Source organism: Alishewanella sp. SMS8 (assembly GCF_030737935.1).
GTDB lineage: Bacteria > Pseudomonadota > Gammaproteobacteria > Enterobacterales > Alteromonadaceae > Alishewanella > Alishewanella maricola.
The window spans coordinates 880,752-901,272 of record NZ_JAPJEA010000001.1; the positions used below are offsets into that span (position 1 = coordinate 880,752).

The 20,521-nt window shown below is 49.6% G+C and carries 19 protein-coding genes; 2 read left to right on the forward strand and 17 right to left on the reverse strand.

Features of this window, described 5'->3' with window-relative positions; genetic code table 11:
• Window positions 1–17: 17 nt before the first annotated feature.
• The 17 genes from ORJ01_RS03970 to ORJ01_RS04050 all read right to left on the reverse strand — a co-directional run bounded on the left by ORJ01_RS03970 (window position 18) and on the right by ORJ01_RS04050 (window position 16,694).
• On the reverse strand, window positions 18–962 hold the full coding sequence (locus tag ORJ01_RS03970; protein WP_306177041.1) for an AgmX/PglI C-terminal domain-containing protein: 945 nt from the start codon (window positions 960–962) through the stop codon (window positions 18–20).
• Complete coding sequence (locus ORJ01_RS03975; protein WP_306177042.1) at window positions 959–1,483, reverse strand: biopolymer transporter ExbD; 525 nt, start codon at window positions 1,481–1,483, stop codon at window positions 959–961. The genes ORJ01_RS03970 and ORJ01_RS03975 overlap by 4 nt, the downstream gene beginning before the upstream one ends.
• Window positions 1,480–2,004 (reverse strand): biopolymer transporter ExbD, encoded by a 525-nt coding sequence (locus ORJ01_RS03980; protein ID WP_306177043.1) that lies wholly within the window; start codon window positions 2,002–2,004, stop codon window positions 1,480–1,482. The genes ORJ01_RS03975 and ORJ01_RS03980 overlap by 4 nt, the downstream gene beginning before the upstream one ends.
• Window positions 1,988–2,647, reverse strand: coding sequence for a MotA/TolQ/ExbB proton channel family protein (locus tag ORJ01_RS03985; RefSeq protein WP_226749644.1), 660 nt, complete (start codon window positions 2,645–2,647; stop codon window positions 1,988–1,990). The genes ORJ01_RS03980 and ORJ01_RS03985 overlap by 17 nt, the downstream gene beginning before the upstream one ends.
• Window positions 2,648–2,659: 12 nt before the next feature.
• The gene (locus tag ORJ01_RS03990; protein ID WP_226749643.1) at window positions 2,660–3,022 is read right to left on the reverse strand and encodes a hypothetical protein; all 363 of its coding nucleotides are present in this window, start codon (window positions 3,020–3,022) and stop codon (window positions 2,660–2,662) included.
• Window positions 3,023–3,025: 3 nt separating this feature from the next.
• Entirely contained in the window at window positions 3,026–3,742 is a 717-nt protein-coding gene (locus tag ORJ01_RS03995) for a tetratricopeptide repeat protein (RefSeq protein WP_306177044.1), read from the reverse strand.
• Window positions 3,729–6,590 (reverse strand): tetratricopeptide repeat protein, encoded by a 2,862-nt coding sequence (locus ORJ01_RS04000; protein WP_306177045.1) that lies wholly within the window; start codon window positions 6,588–6,590, stop codon window positions 3,729–3,731. Before ORJ01_RS04000 ends, ORJ01_RS03995 begins: the two co-directional genes overlap by 14 nt.
• Window positions 6,590–8,413, reverse strand: coding sequence for a hypothetical protein (locus ORJ01_RS04005; protein ID WP_306177046.1), 1,824 nt, complete (start codon window positions 8,411–8,413; stop codon window positions 6,590–6,592). The genes ORJ01_RS04000 and ORJ01_RS04005 overlap by 1 nt, the downstream gene beginning before the upstream one ends.
• A gap of 32 nt (window positions 8,414–8,445) precedes the next feature.
• Window positions 8,446–8,976: a hypothetical protein gene (locus ORJ01_RS04010; protein ID WP_306177047.1), complete on the reverse strand. Its 531-nt coding sequence runs from the start codon at window positions 8,974–8,976 to the stop codon at window positions 8,446–8,448.
• Between the two features lie 12 nt (window positions 8,977–8,988).
• Window positions 8,989–10,125: a DUF3570 domain-containing protein gene (locus tag ORJ01_RS04015; protein ID WP_306177048.1), complete on the reverse strand. Its 1,137-nt coding sequence runs from the start codon at window positions 10,123–10,125 to the stop codon at window positions 8,989–8,991.
• On the reverse strand, window positions 10,112–10,360 hold the full coding sequence (locus ORJ01_RS04020) for a DUF4266 domain-containing protein (RefSeq protein WP_306177049.1): 249 nt from the start codon (window positions 10,358–10,360) through the stop codon (window positions 10,112–10,114). The genes ORJ01_RS04015 and ORJ01_RS04020 overlap by 14 nt, the downstream gene beginning before the upstream one ends.
• Entirely contained in the window at window positions 10,326–10,823 is a 498-nt protein-coding gene (locus ORJ01_RS04025; RefSeq protein WP_226749636.1) for a TlpA disulfide reductase family protein, read from the reverse strand. The genes ORJ01_RS04020 and ORJ01_RS04025 overlap by 35 nt, the downstream gene beginning before the upstream one ends.
• A 14-nt stretch (window positions 10,824–10,837) precedes the next feature.
• Window positions 10,838–11,482: an outer membrane beta-barrel domain-containing protein gene (locus tag ORJ01_RS04030; protein WP_236128701.1), complete on the reverse strand. Its 645-nt coding sequence runs from the start codon at window positions 11,480–11,482 to the stop codon at window positions 10,838–10,840.
• Window positions 11,452–12,183, reverse strand: a complete 732-nt coding sequence (locus ORJ01_RS04035; protein ID WP_306177050.1) for an SH3 domain-containing protein — start codon at window positions 12,181–12,183, stop codon at window positions 11,452–11,454. The genes ORJ01_RS04030 and ORJ01_RS04035 overlap by 31 nt, the downstream gene beginning before the upstream one ends.
• Complete coding sequence (locus tag ORJ01_RS04040) at window positions 12,184–14,790, reverse strand: hypothetical protein (protein WP_306177051.1); 2,607 nt, start codon at window positions 14,788–14,790, stop codon at window positions 12,184–12,186.
• Window positions 14,791–15,094: 304 nt separating this feature from the next.
• Window positions 15,095–16,138 carry a recombinase RecA gene (recA, locus tag ORJ01_RS04045; protein WP_226749632.1) on the reverse strand — a complete coding sequence of 348 codons (1,044 nt, stop codon included), beginning with the start codon at window positions 16,136–16,138 and terminating at the stop codon, window positions 15,095–15,097.
• 61 nt (window positions 16,139–16,199) lie between these two features.
• A complete protein-coding gene (locus ORJ01_RS04050) occupies window positions 16,200–16,694 on the reverse strand; it encodes a CinA family protein (protein WP_306177052.1) in 495 nt (164 codons plus the stop codon).
• A 31-nt stretch (window positions 16,695–16,725) separates the two neighbouring features.
• Between ORJ01_RS04050 and mutS the strand changes: the two genes are divergently transcribed.
• Window positions 16,726–19,296 (forward strand): DNA mismatch repair protein MutS, encoded by a 2,571-nt coding sequence (gene mutS / locus ORJ01_RS04055; protein WP_306177053.1) that lies wholly within the window; start codon window positions 16,726–16,728, stop codon window positions 19,294–19,296.
• 18 nt (window positions 19,297–19,314) lie between these two features.
• On the forward strand, window positions 19,315–20,490 hold the full coding sequence (locus ORJ01_RS04060; protein ID WP_306177054.1) for a benzoate/H(+) symporter BenE family transporter: 1,176 nt from the start codon (window positions 19,315–19,317) through the stop codon (window positions 20,488–20,490).
• Window positions 20,491–20,521 lie beyond the last annotated feature (31 nt).

Consider the following 20,521-nt stretch of genomic DNA (forward strand, 5'->3'; position numbering starts at 1 on the left):
AGTTATCTCCTGCCCGCTTAACCGGGTAAAAATGCGATAGTCCACTGCGAACGGGTCGGCGCCACATCCGCCGCACCAAAATTCACTGCTTGCAAGCGCAGTTGTAACTGCCGCTCCAATCGCTCGTCATTTAATTCACTTTCGATAATCGACACCTGCGCCAAACTGCCATCGGGATTGATAATCAGCTCAAACACCACCTTGCCTTTTAACAAGGGGTTGGCGCGCAACGCACGGTTGTACAAGGTGTATAAGCTACTTTTATTCGCTTCTAGTATTTGGCGAATACTGGCTTCGCTACGCCCACCCTGCGCCGCTGCATCCGCATTACCTGCACTACGACTGGTGGTGCTTGATGCGGGCGCTGAGCTGGCTAAACCACGTAGCTCGGCATCAGTTACACGTACATTTTCGGCTTGCGCTAACTCAGCACGCGCAATATCCGAGCTCACTGCAAAAGCCGCTTTCGCCGCTGTTTTCGCTAACACGGGGTTGGCGATGGTATCGGGCTCAGTTACAGCAGCACTTTGCTGTCCCTCGCGTTGCAGTTGCGGTGCTTGGCGGTTAACCGTAAAGGTTTGCCTTAAGGCCGCTAACTCATCTTGCATGGCTAATAACCCCGCTTGCTGTGCGGTAGCGCGGGCTTGCTCTGGCGTAACCGGGCTGGCTTCAACGACTTTCGCTTCAGGCTTGGCTATTGGCTCAGGTTCGGGCTCGGGAAGCGGCTCGGGCTCAGGCAGTACAATCGGCTCAGGGGGGATAATTTCCCGCTGCTCCAGCACCACTCGTGCTAACTGTGGCGGTAACTGTTCTAACTGCGTGCGACTGCGCTCAGGCACTTGATACAGCGGTATGGCAATAGACAACACCAGCAACAGCACCAAGCCGGCAATCACCACCCGAGTAAAAACGGTATCTTCATCTTGCCAGCTCGCGTGCTGTTGCCAAGTCAGTGTGCTCATGGCGTTGCCTCCAACACCTTACTGTGTTGCTCTACGGCTAATGAAATATCGCGATACTCAGTGCCGGCACACATTGCCATTAAACGCCGTAGCACGGCATAGGGGGTGCTGGCATCAGCTAAAATGGTTAGCGGTCGCCCCAGTGCTTGCTGCTCTTCTGTGAGCGCAGCGGTACGACCGGCTAAATAATTCAGCTCTTGCTGCACCGCCTCGCTTAATTCCTCTTGCCATAATACAGGCGCTTGTTGCCAATCACCGCGCCAGATAGCTTTGCCTTGAATTAACACGCCATTTGCCGTCACAGTGAGCAACACCTGCTCACGCGGTAACTGTTCTGACACCGATTGCGGCAAACTCATGTCTTTATTACTGGGTAATACCACCACATCCGACTGATTCACCATCAAGAAAAACACCAAGATAGTAAAAATATCCATCAACGCCACCAGGTTTAATTTTGAGCTTTGCGCCAGTCGTTTGTGTTGCTTGAGCATGCGTTTTGCACGAAATGATTGCTTCATTCTGTGACCTCGCTGGCGCCAGCGGGCAACTGCCCCAAGGAAATAACCGGAAACAACTCCGCATCAACCACCGAGGCAGCAACTACGGTTTTAAACGAGCGCACTGTATCCATGGCACTGACTAGCGTTTGGTAATCTAAGTCTTCTGGTGCCAGTAAACGGATATCACGCTTGTCGATTTGTTGCTGCTGCCAAGTCAGTTTCAGATCTTGTAAAAATGCGGAGAGCGCCGCGAAGTCAGGTTCTGCGTCTGGCGTGTGGCTAAATTCCCGCAGTAACTGACCGGCCGGATAATTTAAGCGCAGCCGATCGCTTCGCAGTTCCAATTCCAGCAATTGCGGATCCTCTCGTTCTTGCTGTATTAACTGCTCAACTTGGGGCGGCAGTTGAATGTTCAACACACGGATCTGGGTAAACACTAAGCTCAGCAACAACACCGGCACCAACACAATCATCAGATTCATAAAAGAGGTGATGTCGAGATCAGCGTCGTTTTGCTTAATTTTATGCTTTCTGATCATCCCGGCCACCCGTAAAACGTTGTCCGATACTGTTCATCAATTTGATGCCAGCCATCTCCATGGTGTCGACAATGCTGGCCGTTTTACTTTGTAATAATGCATGCACAAAGACCAACGGGATCGCGGTCATCAAACCAAAAGCGGTGGTGTTCATCGCCACCGAAATACTGGATGACAATAAGCTGGCTTTTTCAGAAGGATCGGCATTTGCTACCGCCGAAAAGGCAGCGATTAAACCTACAATGGTACCGAGTAAACCGAGTAAGGTGGCGACATTGGCTAAGGTGGCTAAAAACGGTGTGCGTTTTTGCAAACGCAGGCTGTATTCCAGTACCACTTCTTCCATGGCGTACTCCATATCTTCACGCCGATGTGATGACGATAACCGATTGACACCGCTAGCGAGCATTAAACCTATGGCGGTTTGGCTCGATTCCGCTTGTGTTAAGATCGCTTGGGTATCGGCCGCGGCAATGGCCGGTTGTAACTGGCGATAAGCTTTTTGGTTATTAGCATATACGCCGCGTAAAAACCACCAACGCTCAATCGTAATGGCTATACCTAAAATCAAAATAAAGGCAATAGGGTAAATAAAATAGCCGCCTTCCTGCAAAAACCGCACTATGCTGTTAACGAAATCCATGCTGTAACCCTCTTAATTATTTTTAGTAGATACGGTATTGGCTGGTTGCTGTTGTAGCGACTGAGCCTCAATAAAACGCAGAAATTGCTGGCGATCCAGCGGCTGTATCGGTGCCGGTGGCACATCAAGCCCCGGCGCCGGAATACGAATTTGGGCAATACTGTCTTGCCATGGCAAGACATACAAGGTGCGCGGTTGCTCTTGGTTACCACTGATAGTAGTGCTGACATCAACCCGTACGCTCGCTGCCGCTTTGTTGGTTGCAGCAGCCGAGGGTTTAGGCTCTGGCAAAGCGCGGTTTTGTTGCTGCGCCAGTGTCGCACTCGACAGCAGCAATACACTTAGATAGGTGGCGGACATGAGATAATTCTTCATGCGTTACTCCTGTTGTGGCAGCAAACTCAGCCAAGCTTCAGCCAGCGGATCGCCGGTAAGTTGCTGATATTGCGTGTAGTGATAACGAGCCTGCTCGGGTTGCTGTAAATACAGCTCATACAAAAACCCCAAGTTTTTATGCGCATCGGCATAATCGGCCTGCTGGTTTAACGCCGCCAACCAATGCTGCTCGGCTTGTCGAAAATGCCCCGCCTGGCGCGCTATCACGCCAAGTAAATTGCTGGCTGCCACATAATCTGGCCGCAACTCAAGCAGCTGGGTAAGCTGTAAGCGTGCGGCTTCAATCTGTGCTAATTTCCAATAGCACAGCGCCAAGTTGTAACGGATCCCTGCAGCAGCGGGGACGGCTTCAGCCAGTGGCTGCAATAATTGACTCGCGCCAGCGTAATCTTGTTGACGCATGAATGTTTTCGCTTGCTGATAGCGCTCGGCTAAATCGGCACTCAACGCTGGCCAAACCGTGGGGCTAATTACCGCAGTTGCCGTGGCGGTGTGTTCCACCGCATTGGGATCAGCTTGTTCCACTGAGGGGGCGCTAACACTGGGCTCGTTCACAGGTAGTAATGTTGAAATTGCAGCGCAATGGCTTAGCAATAACAACATGCCAAACGCAGCACTGACACGGCGCAGCACTCGCCAAGGCTGAGCGAGGCTTTGTGCAACTAGGATGTTGCTACTGTGGTGTTTAATAAGCGTCATCGGCCAGCTCCAAGTACACTTCAGGTTTGCGATAACGCGCCGGCGATAATTCGGCTAACTTAGCAAAACTGGCGGCAACCCACTGATCATAAAGTGGCTGCGTCACCAAGGCGGCATTTTGCTGGTGAATTTCAATCGCCAACTCTTCAAACGGATAGGCTTGCTCTTCTAGCAATAAATCATATTGCTCTAGTGCTAGCGCATCTAGCCCCTTGGGTCGCTGCGACGTTAACAAGGCACCGGCCATCTGTTGATACAAACTGGCCACCTGATATTGTGCTTGGCTGTAAAAGTCGGCGACTTGCCAGCCCATGCTCGTTTGCAGCTGCTCAATGGCCGTGGTCATGTGAGCTTGTTTTTTGCGTAAGTTATCGCGCAGCGGTTGTTGCAGCAGCACGGCTTCAAACAACCGGCTGTGATATAACCCTAGCTGTAATGCTGCATCGGCGGCCAAATAACGACTGCGCTCAGTGCCCTGAGCTTGTTGCTGCTCGGCACTGACGAGTTGCTGATACCAAAAATCACGCCGAGTCAGATCATTATCCGCTTGATACAATTGCACCAACACCGCCCGCGCTTCTTGCGCAGCTAAATGCGGCTCAGGATAGCGATTGGCATAATTGCGATAAGCTGACCGCGCGGCATCGCGGTTGCCCGCGCGTAAATAATAATCGGCGGCTTTAGCTAATATACGTTGTTGTTCAGATCCCTCAGCCAAGCGTTCAATTTGTGCACTGAGTAAATCGGCCGCTTGCTGCCAATCTTGCAACTGTTCATAGCTATTTAACAACGCCAAGCTGATCGCCGTTTGCTCGCTACTGTTCGGATACTGCTGCTGATAAGCGAGCATTAATTGAATTGCTTCTGCCCAAGCGTGTTGATCTAATTGCAAACTGATTTGCTGATAAGCCGCGCTTTGATGATATTCCGAAGTGGGTAACGCTAATAAGCGCTCTAGATGAGCTAACTGTGCATCCACCGCTAAATAGCCTAGCTGCGCTTGCTGATAAATAGCCGAGGCGCGCTGCGCCGTTAATAACTGCGCACGGCTGCGGCCTAACTCGCTAGCATCGTTTTGATACAACGCCAGCAACGGTTCAATGCTTTGCTCAGCGGCGGCAAAGTCGTCTTGCGCTAATAGCGTTTGGCTGACAATAAAACGTGCTTCATTGACTAAAGCTGGCTGACTTAACTCTGGATGTGGCCATTCCGTGACGCGACGGGCGAAACTGGCGACTTCAGTAAAGGCTTGACGCTGATACTGATCGGTCAGTTGGTTTAAGGCAATTTGCTGTGCCGCCGGGTGACGGCTATGCCAACGAACAAATTGGTTTTGCTCTTGCCACCAGTTAGCTGACAGCTCGGTTACATCGGCAGTGTTATTAGCATTGGAGGCTTTAAACATTTGCTCACTGAGTAATAAAGCGCGGTATGCCGCCTGCTCGGCACTGACATTGCGTGCGTTCAAATCAACCACGCCGTACCCCAGCTGCTGATAGAGTGCGAGCGCAGGTTTAGGCTGACCGCTTGCCGCTAACGATTCGGCCAATAAATAGCGCACATCATCGGGCCACAATAAACTGTCATCGACTTGTTCAGCCGCCACAAACGGCTGTATTACTAGCAATTGCTGCCAAAACGGCACCGCTTCTGCAAATAAACTCGCTTGCTCGGGCACTGCGGCTTGCTGGGCTAACTGATAACGTTGCCGGGCAAAATAATCGAGGTATTGCGCCAAGATGGGCGCTAAGTCTGCTTGCTCATGCGGCAGTGCTTTTTGCCAAAAGGCACTGGCAGGGCCAAATAAACTGACAAAGCTCAACTGTGCCTGCTCGGCAGCCGCAGCATCGGCCTGTGCTAAATGGTATTGCACAATCTTCAATTGCATCTGTGCTGCTTCTAATGCGAACGGCTGATAAGTAATAAATTGCCGATAGCTGTCAAGCGCCGCTTGCTGCAGATCTTTTTCAAATAAAAAGTCGGCCAAGCCCTGAAATAACTGCGCCTGAAACGCCAAGGGCCGACGTTCTGCCGCTTTATCTTGATAAGGCGTACGCTGCAACAAGGCTAATAAACTGCTCGCCTGCTCTTGATAACTCAGCGAAATACTTAAAATGCGTTGTAACTCTTGCTGCAGGCTTTGTTGTTCATCCAAGCTGTTTGGCTGCTGAGTCATATCCAGCGCCAGCAAGAAAGCTTCATCCGCTTGCGCATACTGCTGTAACTGAAAATGGCTCCAGCCACGCATATACAACGCATGCAGCTTTAGTTCCGTATTAGCGACCCCCAATACTTGGTTAAAGGCCTTTAACGCGGCGCTATAGTTAGCCTGACTGTAATCAATATCACCTATTCGAAACCATAACTCGGCAGCAAATTCGCTACGCGGGAACTGCTGTAATAAGCGTTGCATTTGCTGCTGTGCCGCCGCGTTGTCGCCACTTAAATCTAAGGCCCGAGCTAACTGATAGCGGATCAGTTCGTTATTAAGATCATCCGGATACGCTTGTAAAAGCTGTTGATACTGGGCAATTAAACTGGCCAAGGCTTGTTGCTCAGCGGCAGGAGGCAAAGCCATCCGCTCTAATTGTTGGGTATTCAGTTGCGACAGCCGATACAACACTTTTTGCCGTACATCGGCCGCCGGTGCGAGGGCTAATAACGATTGATAAACCTGTTGTAATTTATCGGCATTAACCGTTTCGGGTGGCTCAGTACTGAGTGGGGTATAAGGCATAAACTCACCCAGAGTGGGCCGACGCACCACTTTTTCAGTTGGCGTGCTGCAGGCTGTTAAGAGTGTCGTGGCGAGTAAAGACAGTAGCAACCATGGCATTGGGTGACGCATCAGTTGGCCTCCTCGGTGCTCAGCAACACTTGCTCCATTAACCGCGCAATGGCTTGAGTGTTCAGTCGTTGTAAGGCCATCAGCTGCTCGCGCTCTGCTAAACGTTGTTGTTGTAACGCCTGATTCAAGGACCTCAATAATTGTTGTTGTTGTTCTGCCAGCAACACGCTAAAGCCTTGCTCATTAGCCATGCTTTGGGTTAATTGTTGCTGCTGTGCCAATAGCCGAGTGGTTTTTCCCTCTAACGCGGCTAAGCGCTGAATACCGCTATCAATCTGCTGTAACTCAGCGGTTAGCTGTTGCTGCAACTGGGCTAACTGATAACTGCGCTCGGCACTATTTTGTTGATAGTGCCAGGTTAATAAGCCTTTAAGCCGCTGTAAGCGGGCATTTTCTGCGGTCATGTCGCGCCCATCTGCCGCTAACTGCTGCAGCCGGCTGCTGGCCCGAGTGAGCATGTGTTGCTGTTGGTTAAAAGCCTGCTCAGCATCGTTAAGCCACAACAATTGTGCCATCGGCTCGGTTTGCGCTTGGCGTATCGTCTCGGCTAAGGCAGCACTTTGTGCCTGCAAGCCTTGCTGTTTAGCCGTTAAACGGGGCAAAGCTTGAGTCAGTAATTGCTGTTGCTGTTCCAGCTTGCTTTGCACCACGTCAGTTAAATGTGCTAAACGTGCTAACCGTTGCTGCTGCTGTTGCTGCAACTGCGCCACGGCGTCAAATTGCCGGTTTAATTGATATAACGCGGACTGTTGGCGTAATTGATAAAACTGCCACGGCGTTAACGTATCTGGATTAGCCAATTGCTCCGCAGTAACAGGTACCCGATAACCGGCATTAGCCGTTAATTGACGTTGATAATATTGCTCAGCCCAGCGGTAAGCCGCTAGCGCCTGTTGCTGCTCAAAGGTGAGTTCCAGTTGCATACCGATTTGATGCGCTGCCAGCCAACTCGCTGGCGCCAAAGGGTAACGCGTAATTAATTGCTGCAATACGGCTAATAACACCGGGATCTGTCGGTTTTCGATCAGCACATCACGGTATAGTGTCATGGCGGGTAAGGTGAGCACACTATTGCTGGCAAAGCCGCGCAGCACTTGTTGCGCTTCGGCCCAGCGTTTTTCATCCACTAACAAACCGGCTTTGAGTAGCAATAAGTAATCGGCCAAGGCATCACGTTCAACCCGATCATCACTGCCGGTAACGCTGCTTGGCTCGCGAAAGAGTTGCTGCCAAAAACTCATGGTGGTTGGCTTAGATAACGCGGTATTTAACCGCGCTAACAGTTGTAATGCCTGTGCGCTTTTTTGCTGTTGGCGCAGCGCCAAGATATGGTTAATGACCACATAAGGTAATTCAGCTTGACCCGCCAATTGCTGAAACACCTTGTCATCAAAGGAGGCTATATTGGGCCAAGTTAACATCTGCTGCAATAAGGTCGCTTGCCCGGTTAACTGCAACAGCGGTGCAGAGAGCTTGGCAAAGTAAAAGCGCGCCTGCTCCGGTTGCTGTTGCTCAAATTGATATTGGCTAAATTGCAACAACGCCACGTTGCGTAACTCTTGAGGTAAAGCCCCACTGACCGTTTGCTCGGCTAGCAGTTGCTCTAATAATGCGGCCGTGGCCGCAGGCATGTCTAATTGCAAAAATAAGCCGGCTTGCAACAAACGAGCTTTGGCCGCGGGCTCGGGTGCCAAACTTAAATGCAACAGCGCTTGATAATCATCGTCGCGAAAAAAATGCCACGCTGCCAGCCGATACTGCTTTTCTGTTTGCAGTAAAGACTCGGTAGCCTGTGCACTCGGTGCGCTTAGCAGCAGCGTCAATAGCACACTGCAGCAGCTGAACAGGCGATAATTCAATTGCCAGACCATGCTTCAACACTAAAAGCAGGTTGGTAATTCGCCGAACTATCGCTAATTTTCAGCTCAAGTAGCACCGCATCATCTGCCTTAGTAAAGGTGTGGCTGATGGCTCGGCGATAATCACGCTTATCAGGGCCTTTACCCACAAACACCGCAGTTAAAGTATGTTCACCGGCGCGAATATTGCCTTTAAATAATGGCTGAATGGCGCCGCGCAATAACCCGGCGATTTCTTTTTCGGTATACAGATATGCCGTGACCGACTCATCGTTGAGTTTAAGCTGGACACTGTCTAACTGAAAAAACTGCCCCGCATCCACCGACAAAAATACCGCCAATTGCGTTTGTGCCGGAAACAATAATTCTTCTTCCAAAATGAACAATTCGCGATTCAAAGCAATCGCTTGTTGTTTTAATTGCTCAAGCTGCTGCTCTGCAGACTCTTGCGCCAGCAAAGGCATGGCAACGAACAGGCTTAGCAATAGGCTGGAAAGCAAGAAGAGGCGCGGTCGGTGCAAACTCATAAAACACCCTCGTTAAAAATAGACACTGAAAAAAACCCGATAAACATTGGCGCTTAATTGATACAACGGCTCAGCACCGACGGCAGTATCGATTAGCGTAACATTTCGAAAGTTATTGTAATTAAAGCGGATATAATCCCACTCGATATTTAATTCGGGTTTAGCCGCCGGCCACCAAGCCCAACTTGCAAAGCGATAGCTGGCGCCCAATCCAAGGCTGAGATTATTAAAATCACTGAGCTCTTTGTCTCGCGCCATAAAGTTTTGTTGATTGGCAAACTCGAAGAGATCGGCATAAAACGAGGCTTCGCCTTGCTGATACCAGCGAATATGGCTGTCGAGCACCCAGCGCTCACCCAGCGGATGCACGTACTCTAATTCCGCATCAAAGCCTGTAATATCCCAGCTATCGTTGTAATGACGCAGCGAAAAGGTCACGGCTGCGCGATACGGTAAGTAAAATTTATTGACTAAACCCACGGCAAAACTATTGCGCGTGTCGGGGTAAACTTCAAATTGATAACCATAGCCAAGTTCAGCCAAGGGATCGCGATAACGCACACTGCGATAGGGATTATTTAAAAAGCCTTGCTCCATATCGACGTCAACATTTAAGGCACTGATCCAGCGTTTACTGAGTACTTGGGTGATCCCCAAGCTATAACTGTAGCGGCGTAACTGCTCACTGAAGCTTGCATCGCCATTGCGACCAATTTCATCATCGCCGATACCCGCATTCAAACTCAGGGTTGTCATACCGCCAAAAGTATCGTGCGACACGCCAAAAGACAGTGATTTGGCGTTGTAATCATTCTCGTCACTTTGTGCGTAATTTATCGATAAAATACTGTTGCCGGTCAGGTAATCCATCCCTACTCGACTCTCAATGCGTGTCTCGCTGTAAGCTGAGGCCGTGGCCACCACATCTATCGAGGCTCCTGACACAGTATCGACATAATAAAAACCCGATACCGACACTTGAGTACCAATTTTGGTTCGTAACATCAATGCCGGACCATCAATGGAGACACCGCCGCCTTGGTAACTATGCTGCATCAAATCAACGCGGTTATCAGGCAAAACAGCACCAAAGCCAGCTGTGCTTAGCAACAATAACAAACCGCATAGCGCAGCCTTAATTACAGCCACAGCCGCCTCCACCACTGCCATCGGCACCTTTGGCGGCTTCACGTGAGTCACGCACATGCACACTGTGCTGCAAGGCAATAGGATGACGACTAAAAGCCATAATTGGATCGGCTAATTCAGCGCGCTCATAGGGTTTAACCCATGGCTCAACACTGGCACAGCCCACCATACCCGTTAACGCCACAGCGACGAGCAACAGTTTAGTTGCGCAATAAGGTTTTGATATCGTTTTCATATTTTTGCTCATAGCCCGGTTTATAACCACGATGCACACTAAACACATCGCCATGTTGATTGATGATCACCGTAGTGGGCATCGCTTGTACTTGATAACGCTCTGATACGCTATTCTCGGTATCAAACAAGATGGGAAACTGTACCTGGGTTTTACTTAAATATTTTTGTGCCGCACGGCTATCCGCTTCAACATTCACGCCCCACACTTGCACCCCCAAAGGCCGATACTTGTTGGCAAGCTGATCTAATGCGGGCATTTCTTGTAGGCACGGGCTACACCAGCTGGCCCAAAAATTTAACACAATAATCTCGCCGCGTTGTTCAGCTAAACGTAGATTCACCCCCGTTAACGACTTAAGCGTAAAATCAGGTGCTTGTGCCGAATCGGTTGCATGCACCTTTGCGCTAACAGCGCAGTATGACAACACAGTTAACAACAGGCTTAATAACAGTGTGCGCATAGTCTTTCCTTATCTTAAAAATACAGCGCGAGGCCCAGGCCTAACTGTAAGTTATGGGTGGTTTTGCTCTCGGCTAAGATCGTGGTTTCAAACACATAGTCGGCTACCTGTAAATCCAGTGCCAGCCAATCGGTCATGTAGAGACGAAACTGACTCCCCAGCTTTACTGCAAAAACCTTGTCGCCCGCGAAATCAACATTACCGCCACCCGCAAAAATTGACCAACCCGTATTAAAGGCCCAGTTCCGACCTAAAAAAACCTGGCCTGGCAGCACCACGTAACCGAGCTCAGCACCGTAATAACGCCACTCGCGTTCGCTATCAGTTAATAAGGGCGCCGCAGCGCCACTTAAGCGCTCGTAAGACGTTAACCCTGCTTTGGCTTGAGCAAACTCAGCATTAACATAAAAATCTTCATTGATATGGTAACCCAGTTGCAGCGCCACCAAACCGCTACTGCCAAAGTCTTCGATGGCGATAACACCCCCGCGCAGCGCTAACACAACATTCTCGCTATCAAGCTTAGCGGGCGTCACCTGCGATTGCTCGATTTCTGGCTCAATCCGTGCCGTGCTGCTGTTTGCTTGCTGCGCGCAAACGAATGGACTTAGCCATAATAAACTGCTGACTAAAAGGCCAGCTTTAATCCGATTAACCATGTATTTGTCTCTTCGTTAATATCACGTTCGGTGCTAATTAAGCCACGCCGATAACGTAAATTGGCTTGTAAACGACGGGTTAGCGCATAATCAAGCCCTACTTCCATATTGGCCATGGGGCTATTACGCTCAGGCGTTTGTACCAAGATAGTTCGTGGTTGAGTTAACAACACACCACCACCTAAAGCAAAATAGGGCGACCAACGCCAGTGCGGCCAAGGGCTAACGCCCAATTGCACTAAAAACTGTTGACTGCTGGCCTGTTGACCACTGCCCTGCCCAGCACTGAGTTCAATAAAAATAACATCGGAGAAGTCATAACTGGCACTGAGTTGGTAGTAACTGGTACCGGTAAAATCACCTGCCGCCAACCCTAATTGCCATGCACTCGGCGGCTGATCAACTTGCCATAGACTGGCTAAACTTTGCTCGCCCTCTGGCAAATACAGGTGCGCTAGAGCGGCACTGGCTAGCCATAATGTTTGTTGCCGATATTGCACGCGGATCCAGCCCCCGCGCTGCTTAAGTAATGTTAGCGCGTCACCTTTTAACACCACCTGCACTATCGGATACCCCCTACCAGGGCCGGTATGTAGCTCAACAAAATCTCGGTGCACCACCACTTGCTGTGCCTGCAACGGTAATAAAGTGAGCAGTAGGCTACAAAATAGCCCACACCCCATGTGCGTTAAAAAGCGCATCTAGGGCAGCTCCACAGCAAAAGGTGAATTGTAATATTGCGCGCCCATATCGAGCCACTGGCTAATCAATCTTAACTCTACTGGCGACAAATACCCCTGATGACGTCCGCCTGGGGCAAAGGTTTGGAAGAAACGGCTACTGCCCAGGGCATTTCCAGCCCGCAACACGGGCGGAACATTGACCGTGATCATGACCGGGATCGGTTGCTTATTTTCATCCAAAATCAACTCGCCATTGGCATCTCGTAAAAATACTAAATTACCGTTGCCATCGACCGCTTGCACTAAACGGTCAACGAGCACACCACCCAGCAATTCTTGCTCGTTATCATTACTCAGCAACTCTCGGTAACTGGTTAAATGAGCCGCTTGAATGTCCGAGGCTTGAGCCGTTAGCTCTAACTGCGCCGCAGGCAACCTAGCATTGCCTGCGGCATCGCTACGGCTATGACAGCTAACACAGCTGTTGTCTTGCAGCAGTTCGTTACTTACAGGGTCAAATTGGCGACGGTCACGTTGCCACAGGGGTTGGATGTGTGTGGGATAATCAATGCGCAAACGACAGGCCGCTTGCCAGCGTTCAAAGCAATCTAAGCCTACCGGTAAGGTAGTGGCGAGCTCACTAAAGTGATTTTGCTCTGGTGGATCCGGCTGACGGCGCGTGGGATCAGTCCATAGATCGGTATAGGCTAAGCCGGCACTTAACGTGGGCTCGCCTAGCAAACGAGCCAGAGTTTGCGCCATGGTCTCACCGGCATTTGGCGGTAATTGCGGATTGGCATTGCTAAAAGCGCTACTGGCATTTTCTGGCCCCGGATTAATCGTCGGCCATTCGGCGGTTAAACGCCCGTGTGGCCGAGTATTGGTCGCACTATGGCAACCATTACAACGGAGTGTCTCGCCCGGCGCTAAGGTGATCCATTGTTGATGTTGCGCAGAGACGACCTGCCCTTCAGCATTCAGTAAGCTAAGCGCTAACGGCACATTGGCCGGGACTTTTACCCGCACCGAACCATCGGGTTGTACCGGTGTAATACCGACCAATTCACGCATCAACTGCCTGCGGTTTACCCCATAAGCAAAATTAGGCACCTCTCGCACCTCTTCTGGTGGAATGGGCACGCCACGAATCAAGCTAACATAACGAATGGGGCGTTGTGCGGCACTTGTTTGCATTGGATCCGCCAATTTGCTAATGGGCAACACCGCTTCCCCACCAATATCATAAACACTACGAATATCTAAAATCGCTTCGCCACGCTCTATCAGAGTAAGATCCGCGTCTGGGTTACTGGCTAAAAATGCGGGCCGCGGATACTGCTGCATCACCACCGCTTCAGTGAGCAACTGCTGCTCCGACCCTAATTTCACCGGCACTTGGGTTTGCTTCGCTAAATCAAATAACCATAATCCAAATAAAGGATCAGCCGCGGGGTAAGCACTGGCATCATCAACCTGAACACAAGGCACGATTTGCTCATTCACTCTGACCCGACAAGGTGACCAACTGAGCAGATAACGCGATGAGCCATCTTGTAACGCAAAGACATTTTGCACTAAGCCGGCAGGCTCAGCGCGTAAACTATTATCAAAAGGCCAAGGGAGCAAGGCGGTCTGTGCCGGTAAGTTTAACTGTTGTTGATACAACGGCTGTGTATTATCGCTGGCAAGTGCTAAGGCTATCTGCACGGGTAAGGCATTTAAGTGCGTTTGTTGGCGATTTTTTAATAAGGTTGCGATCTCACCATCGGCCAGTAACAAGGGTTTGGCAAATTCCACTACCGTGTCATTCGGCCCGCTGCGATGCGAATGCCAACCATACAATAGCTGATTACTGGAGCCATCAGGGCGCATTTGATACCAATTAAACTTATTACGGTCGCTTTGATTATCCCAGCGACTGTACAGAATATGCCCATCGGCTTGCACCAATGGATACAAATCGTGGCTTAAGTTAAAACTAATTTGGGTTATCTCGCTGCCGTCAGCATTCATCACATGCAGATTAAACGCCGGCCCCTGCAGATCTTCATGTAAAGCACTGTACTGGGGTTTAAATTCATCTAATAAAATTTGTCGGGCTTTTTGCTGACGAGTAGAGCTAAAGACGATTCGACCATCGGCTAACACTGCGGGATTGATATCGTGTCCTTGCTCCGCAATTAGGGAATTACTGATGATCGGTGCTGCACTCTGATCAGTCAGGCTATAACGCCACAGACTCCAAGTGGGTTGTAACTCCTCGGGCACATTTGGTAAGGCCGGCGGTCGTAATGCAAACAACAGGCTATTGCCGTCAGGCGATACCAGCAGATCTTTAACGTCATAGCCGCCATCAGGGAAATACTGAGCTAATATCGCTTGCTCTGCCGACTGCGCAAAAGCATTTTGTTTTAATATCAATTGTGCACCAGGGTTAAATTGCTCTGGCGCAGACAAATCGGTTTGGTAAGGATTGCCCGCGTCGTCAAATAACGCGCGTTGCACAAAAATGAGGGGGAATTCTTGCACTACCGGATCGACTGGCTCGTCTTGCACGCTAATATCGGCCTTACAGCTCATTAAGCCGAAAATACTCAGAAGCAGCAAAAGGGTGTGTTTAGTCATTATTGTTATTACCCGCCACCAACTGCGATGACTCTAGTGTATTAAAAAAACTGAACCAAAATAACGTTATTAGAGTAGCCTTGGCCCGTTAGCAGAGCAATAGCTAATTTCAGCGCTCAACGGCGGGCTTGGGTATTATTCCCGATAGTAGAAAAAGCGGTTTGGGTCGTGATTGCAACATCCTGCGTTAGCTCAATAGTTTAGTGCGCTTACGCAAACGCGTCTTTTGCCCCTTGGTGACAAATTAACTGCGCATAAAAACAAAAAACCAGCATCACTGCTGGTTTTTTCTAACTACAAAGTATTATAGGTCTGCTTCGAAATCAGCAGGTATTGATTCATCAATCACTTTTTCGCCCGGCTTTAACAACAAGCGCTCGCGCAGAATTTTCTCGATTTCATCCGCAATGGCTTTGTTTTCTTGCAGGTATTTCATGGCATTGGCCTTACCTTGGCCAATTTTGTTACCTTGATAAGCATACCAAGCACCGGCTTTATCGACGAGGTTTTGCTGCACCCCTAAATCAATAAGCTCGCCTAGTTTGTTGATACCCGCACCATATTGAATAATAAATTCAGCTTGTTTAAACGGCGGCGCAACTTTGTTTTTCACCACTTTAACGCGGGTTTCATTACCGGTAATTTCATCACCGTCTTTTACTGAACCAATACGGCGAATATCCAAACGCACTGACGCGTAGAATTTTAAAGCATTACCACCGGTGGTGGTTTCTGGGTTACCGAACATCACACCAATCTTCATACGAATTTGGTTAATGAAGATACATAAGGTATTTGAACGTTTAATATTACCGGTTAATTTACGTAAGGCTTGTGACATTAAACGGGCTTGTAAACCCATGTGGCTATCACCCATGTCGCCTTCAATTTCTGCTTTTGGCGTTAAGGCGGCTACCGAGTCGACAATAACAACGTCAACCGCAGCCGAGCGCACCAACATGTCACAAATTTCTAGTGCTTGTTCACCGGTGTCAGGTTGCGATACTAATAATTTATCGACATCAACACCCAGCTTTTTAGCGTAAATCGGATCTAAAGCATGCTCGGCATCGATAAAGGCACAGGTTTTGCCGTCTTTTTGTGCTTCAGCAATAACTTGTAAGGTTAACGTCGTTTTACCTGACGATTCAGGACCGTAGATCTCAACAATACGGCCATAAGGTAAACCGCCAATGCCAAGGGCAATATCTAAGCCTAAAGAGCCAGTTGATACTGCCGCAATATCCAGAGCGGTACTGTCACCTAAGCGCATAATAGAACCTTTACCAAACTGACGTTCAATTTGGGTTAACGCGGCACTCAGGGCTTTTTGTTTGTTATCGTCCATCTCTTACTCCGGTAAAATCGGTCAGTTAGTAAACACTGTATGAGCATACAGTAGTAGAGTTTTAATTAGCTGTCAACAACAAGATGCTTTGCCGTAAGGCATGTTCAATGGCTTGCTGACGAACCTGCTGCCGATCGCCTTTAAAAACATGCTGTTGCGTGGTTATCGCGCCTTGTAAATAAAATCCAAAACACACTAATCCAACCGGCTTGCTAGCCGAGCCACCCCCCGGCCCCGCAATACCTGAAATGGCAATCGCCAATTCAGCGCCAGCAGCTTTGGCAGCACCGCTGGCCATTTCAGCTACGGTTTCAACACTCACTGCGCCATATTGTAGCAAGGTGGCACTGCGTACCGCTAACAATTGCTGCTTAGCTTTATTACTGTAAGTGACAAAACTACGATCAACATAAGCTGAACTTCCGGCGACAGCGGTTAGCCAATAAGCAACTCCGCCACCTGTACACGATTCTGCAGTGGTGATACTGTAGTTTTTCCGCAATAATAGCTGACCTAACTCACTGGCAAGGTCAAAACTTACTGATGCCTCTGTCATATATAATCCAACGGGACTCAATAACACCATTATGCCGTCAGACCAGAAACCGGAGCAAGCCTTAAGCGCTCATACGCCGATGATGCAACAATATCTGGCGTTGAAAAGTCAGCACCCTAGCATTTTATTGTTTTATCGGATGGGTGACTTCTACGAGCTATTTTTTGATGATGCGAAAAAGGCCTCAGCCTTATTGGATATCTCGCTGACCAAAAGAGGCCAAAGCGCCGGTGAGCCAATACCCATGGCCGGTGTCCCCTATCACGCGGTAGAGGGTTATTTAGCACGCTTAGTTCAGCTAGGTGAGTCGGTGGCAATTTGTGAGCAAGTTGGCGATCCCGCCACCAGCAAAGGGCCGGTCGATCGTAAAGTGGTACGCATTGTCACCCCCGGTACCGTTACTGATGAAGCCTTACTCAATGCGCAACACGACAATTTATTGTGTGCGATTAGTCACAGCCGGCAACATTTTGGTTTAGCGCAGCTTGATTTAAGCAGCGGCCGTTTTTTATTAAATCAAGTGGATAACCTTGATGATCTCGCCGCGTTATTGCAACGCTTAAACCCCGCCGAGTTGCTTTATCCGGAAGACTTTAACCAGCCACAGCTAATTGAACGCAAAGGCGCTCGGCGGCGGCCGATTTGGGAATTTGATTTGGCAACTGCCGAACGGGCTTTATGCCAACAATTTGGTACCCGCGATTTACGCAGCTTTGGCGTAGAAGACGCCCCAGTGGCGTTGATGGCCGCAGGCTGTTTAATGCAATATGTTAATGATACCCAACGGGCGCAACTACCACATATCCGCAGTATCGCGTTAGAGCGGGCAGAAGATTATATTGTGCTTGATGCCGCCACTCGGCGAAATTTAGAACTCACCCAAACGCTCTCTGGGCAAACCGACAATACCCTAGCCAGTGTGCTGGATCATTGCCAAACGCCAATGGGCTCGCGTTTATTAAAACGCTGGATCCACGCCCCGCTGCGCGATCAACAGAAAATCAATTTACGGCTAGCGGCGGTTGCCGAGTTAACCGAGGATTACGAAAGCCTGCAACCGCAGCTAAAACATATCGGTGACATAGAGCGGGTGATTGCCCGCTTGGCCTTAAAAAGCGCCAGACCACGCGATTTTGCCCGCTTGCGCCAAGCGTTAACGGCCTTGCCTAACTTGCAGCAGCAATTAACGCTCGCCCACAGCGATCTACTGCAGCGCCATGCACAGGCAAGTGCGCCGCTACCAGAACTGCTTGAGTTACTGCAACGAGCCATTGTTGAAACGCCCCCGGTGCTGATCCGCGATGGCGGTGTCATTGCCGATGGCTACGATGCCGCCTTAGATGAATGGCGAGCCTTGGCTGAGGGCGCTACGGATTATTTAAGCCAATTAGAACAACGCGAACGGGAACGCACCGGTATTAGCTCACTTAAGGTGGGTTACAACCGAGTACACGGCTTTTATATTGAAACGGGTCGCAGTGCTGATAACAAAGTGCCGGCTGATTATATTCGTCGCCAAACGCTGAAAAATAATGAGCGTTATATCATTCCAGAACTTAAAGCCCATGAAGACAAGGTACTAGGAAGTCAAAGCAAAGCGCTAGCGCTGGAAAAACAGCTTTACGAACAACTCTTTGTGCTGCTAAGCCCCTATTTAGCCCAGTTACAACACCTTGCTGACGCCTTAGCCGAACTCGATGTGTTAGCCAGTTTGGCAGAATGCGCGATACTGCATCAATATTGTCGGCCAGAGTTGAGTACAGACATCGGCATTCACTTGCAGCAAGCGCGGCATCCGGTTGTCGAACACGTATTAAGTGAACCCTTTATTGCAAACCCCCTACGATTAAATGCAGAACGGCGCATGTTAATGATTACCGGCCCCAATATGGGCGGTAAATCAACCTATATGCGGCAAACCGCACTTATTACGCTGATGGCCGCTATAGGCAGTTTTGTGCCTGCTGCCTCGGCGGTTATCGGCCCCGTTGATCGGATTTTTACCCGAATTGGCGCGTCTGATGATTTGGCTTCCGGGCGTTCAACCTTTATGGTTGAGATGACCGAAACAGCAACCATTTTGCATCATGCTACCGCTCAAAGCTTAGTGCTGATGGATGAAATTGGCCGGGGCACCAGCACCTATGATGGCTTAAGTTTAGCGTGGGCCTGTGCCGATTATTTAGCGAAAAAAATTAAAGCCTTAACGCTTTTTGCCACCCATTACTTTGAATTAACCGATTTAGCCGAACAGCTACCCGCCGTTGCGAATGTCCATTTGGATGCAGTAGAGCATGGTGAACATATTGTGTTTATGCATAATGTGCAGGACGGTGCAGCTAGTAAGAGTTTTGGTTTGCAAGTGGCACAACTTGCCGGTGTACCCAAGGCCGTGATCCAACAAGCGAAACAAAAACTGCACCAACTGGAACTACAACCCAGTGTCGCCGCAAAGCCGGCAACGGGCAGCGAAGCACAATTGCCGTTGTTAGAAGCAGAGCACCCGCTACTGGCGCAATTAAGACAGATCGATCCCGATGAGCTCAGCGCTCGTCAGGCGTTAGATTTACTCTATCAACTTAAAAAACAATTGGACGCCTAACGCGCTTAAGGGATCAAGATGCTATTAAAAGACATGAGTGTGTCTGCTATTGTTGCGGGCTTTGTTGCGGTATTAGTCGGTTTTGCCAGCTCAGTTGCCATCGTGTTTCAAGCCGCCGCAGCAGCCGGTGCCAGTAGCGACATCATCGCCTCATGGTTATTAGCCTTAGGTATTGGTATGGCGGCTACCTGTATTGGCCTATCTTGGTACTATAAAGCGCCGATTATTACCGCATGGTCAACACCTGGCGCCGCTTTATTAGCGGGCAGCCTGCAAGGACTAAGTATTGCCGAAGCCACCGGGGTGTTTATTTTTACTGCGGCATTGGGTTTAATCATTGGCTTAAGTGGCATGTTTGAACGCCTGACACGGCTGATCCCACCTTCATTAGCCAGCGCAATGTTGGCGGGGATCTTACTGCAATTTGGCTTTGCGATCTTTCAATCCATGCAAAGTGAAATGCTGCTGGTCGCCATTATGTGTCTCAGCTATGTGATTGCCAAAACGACTGTGCCTCGGTATGCCATTTTGCTGGTATTAGTAAGCGGCTTGGTTACGGTCATCGCCGGTGGGCAATTAGATTTATCGCACTTAGAGCTTAGCATCACTCGCCCTGTTTGGGTGAGCCCTGAGTTCTCTCTCAGTGCCATGCTGGGTGTAGGCTTACCATTATTATTGGTAACCATGGCCTCCCAGAACATCCCCGGAGTGGCGGTGATCCGCGCCAGCGGTTATCAAACACCGGTGTCACCAATCATTGTTAGTACCTCACTCAGTACCTTATTACTGGCACCTTGGGGCGCGTTCTCGATTAATCTCGCCGCCATTACGGCTGCGATTTGCACCGGTACAGAAGCACACCCTGATACCAAGAAACGCTACATTGCCGGTATTGCCGCTGGTGTGTCTTATTTAATTGCGGGTTTAGCCGGCGCAACCGTAGTGGCGTTATTTGCCGCATTTCCGCAAACCATGATTGCCGCCTTAGCCGGTTTAGCCTTGATAAGCACTATTGCCAGTAATTTACAAACCACCACCGCCGACCCTGACTATCGCGAAGCGGCCGTGATTACCTTACTGGTAACGGCGTCAGGCATTAGTTTTTTTGATATTGCTGCGGCTTTTTGGGGATTGATAGCCGGTTTAATCACGGTGTTAGTGCAAAAATTAGGACAGCGCTTCATCAGTGCCTAAGACAACAGATAACAACTCGCGGTTAAATCGT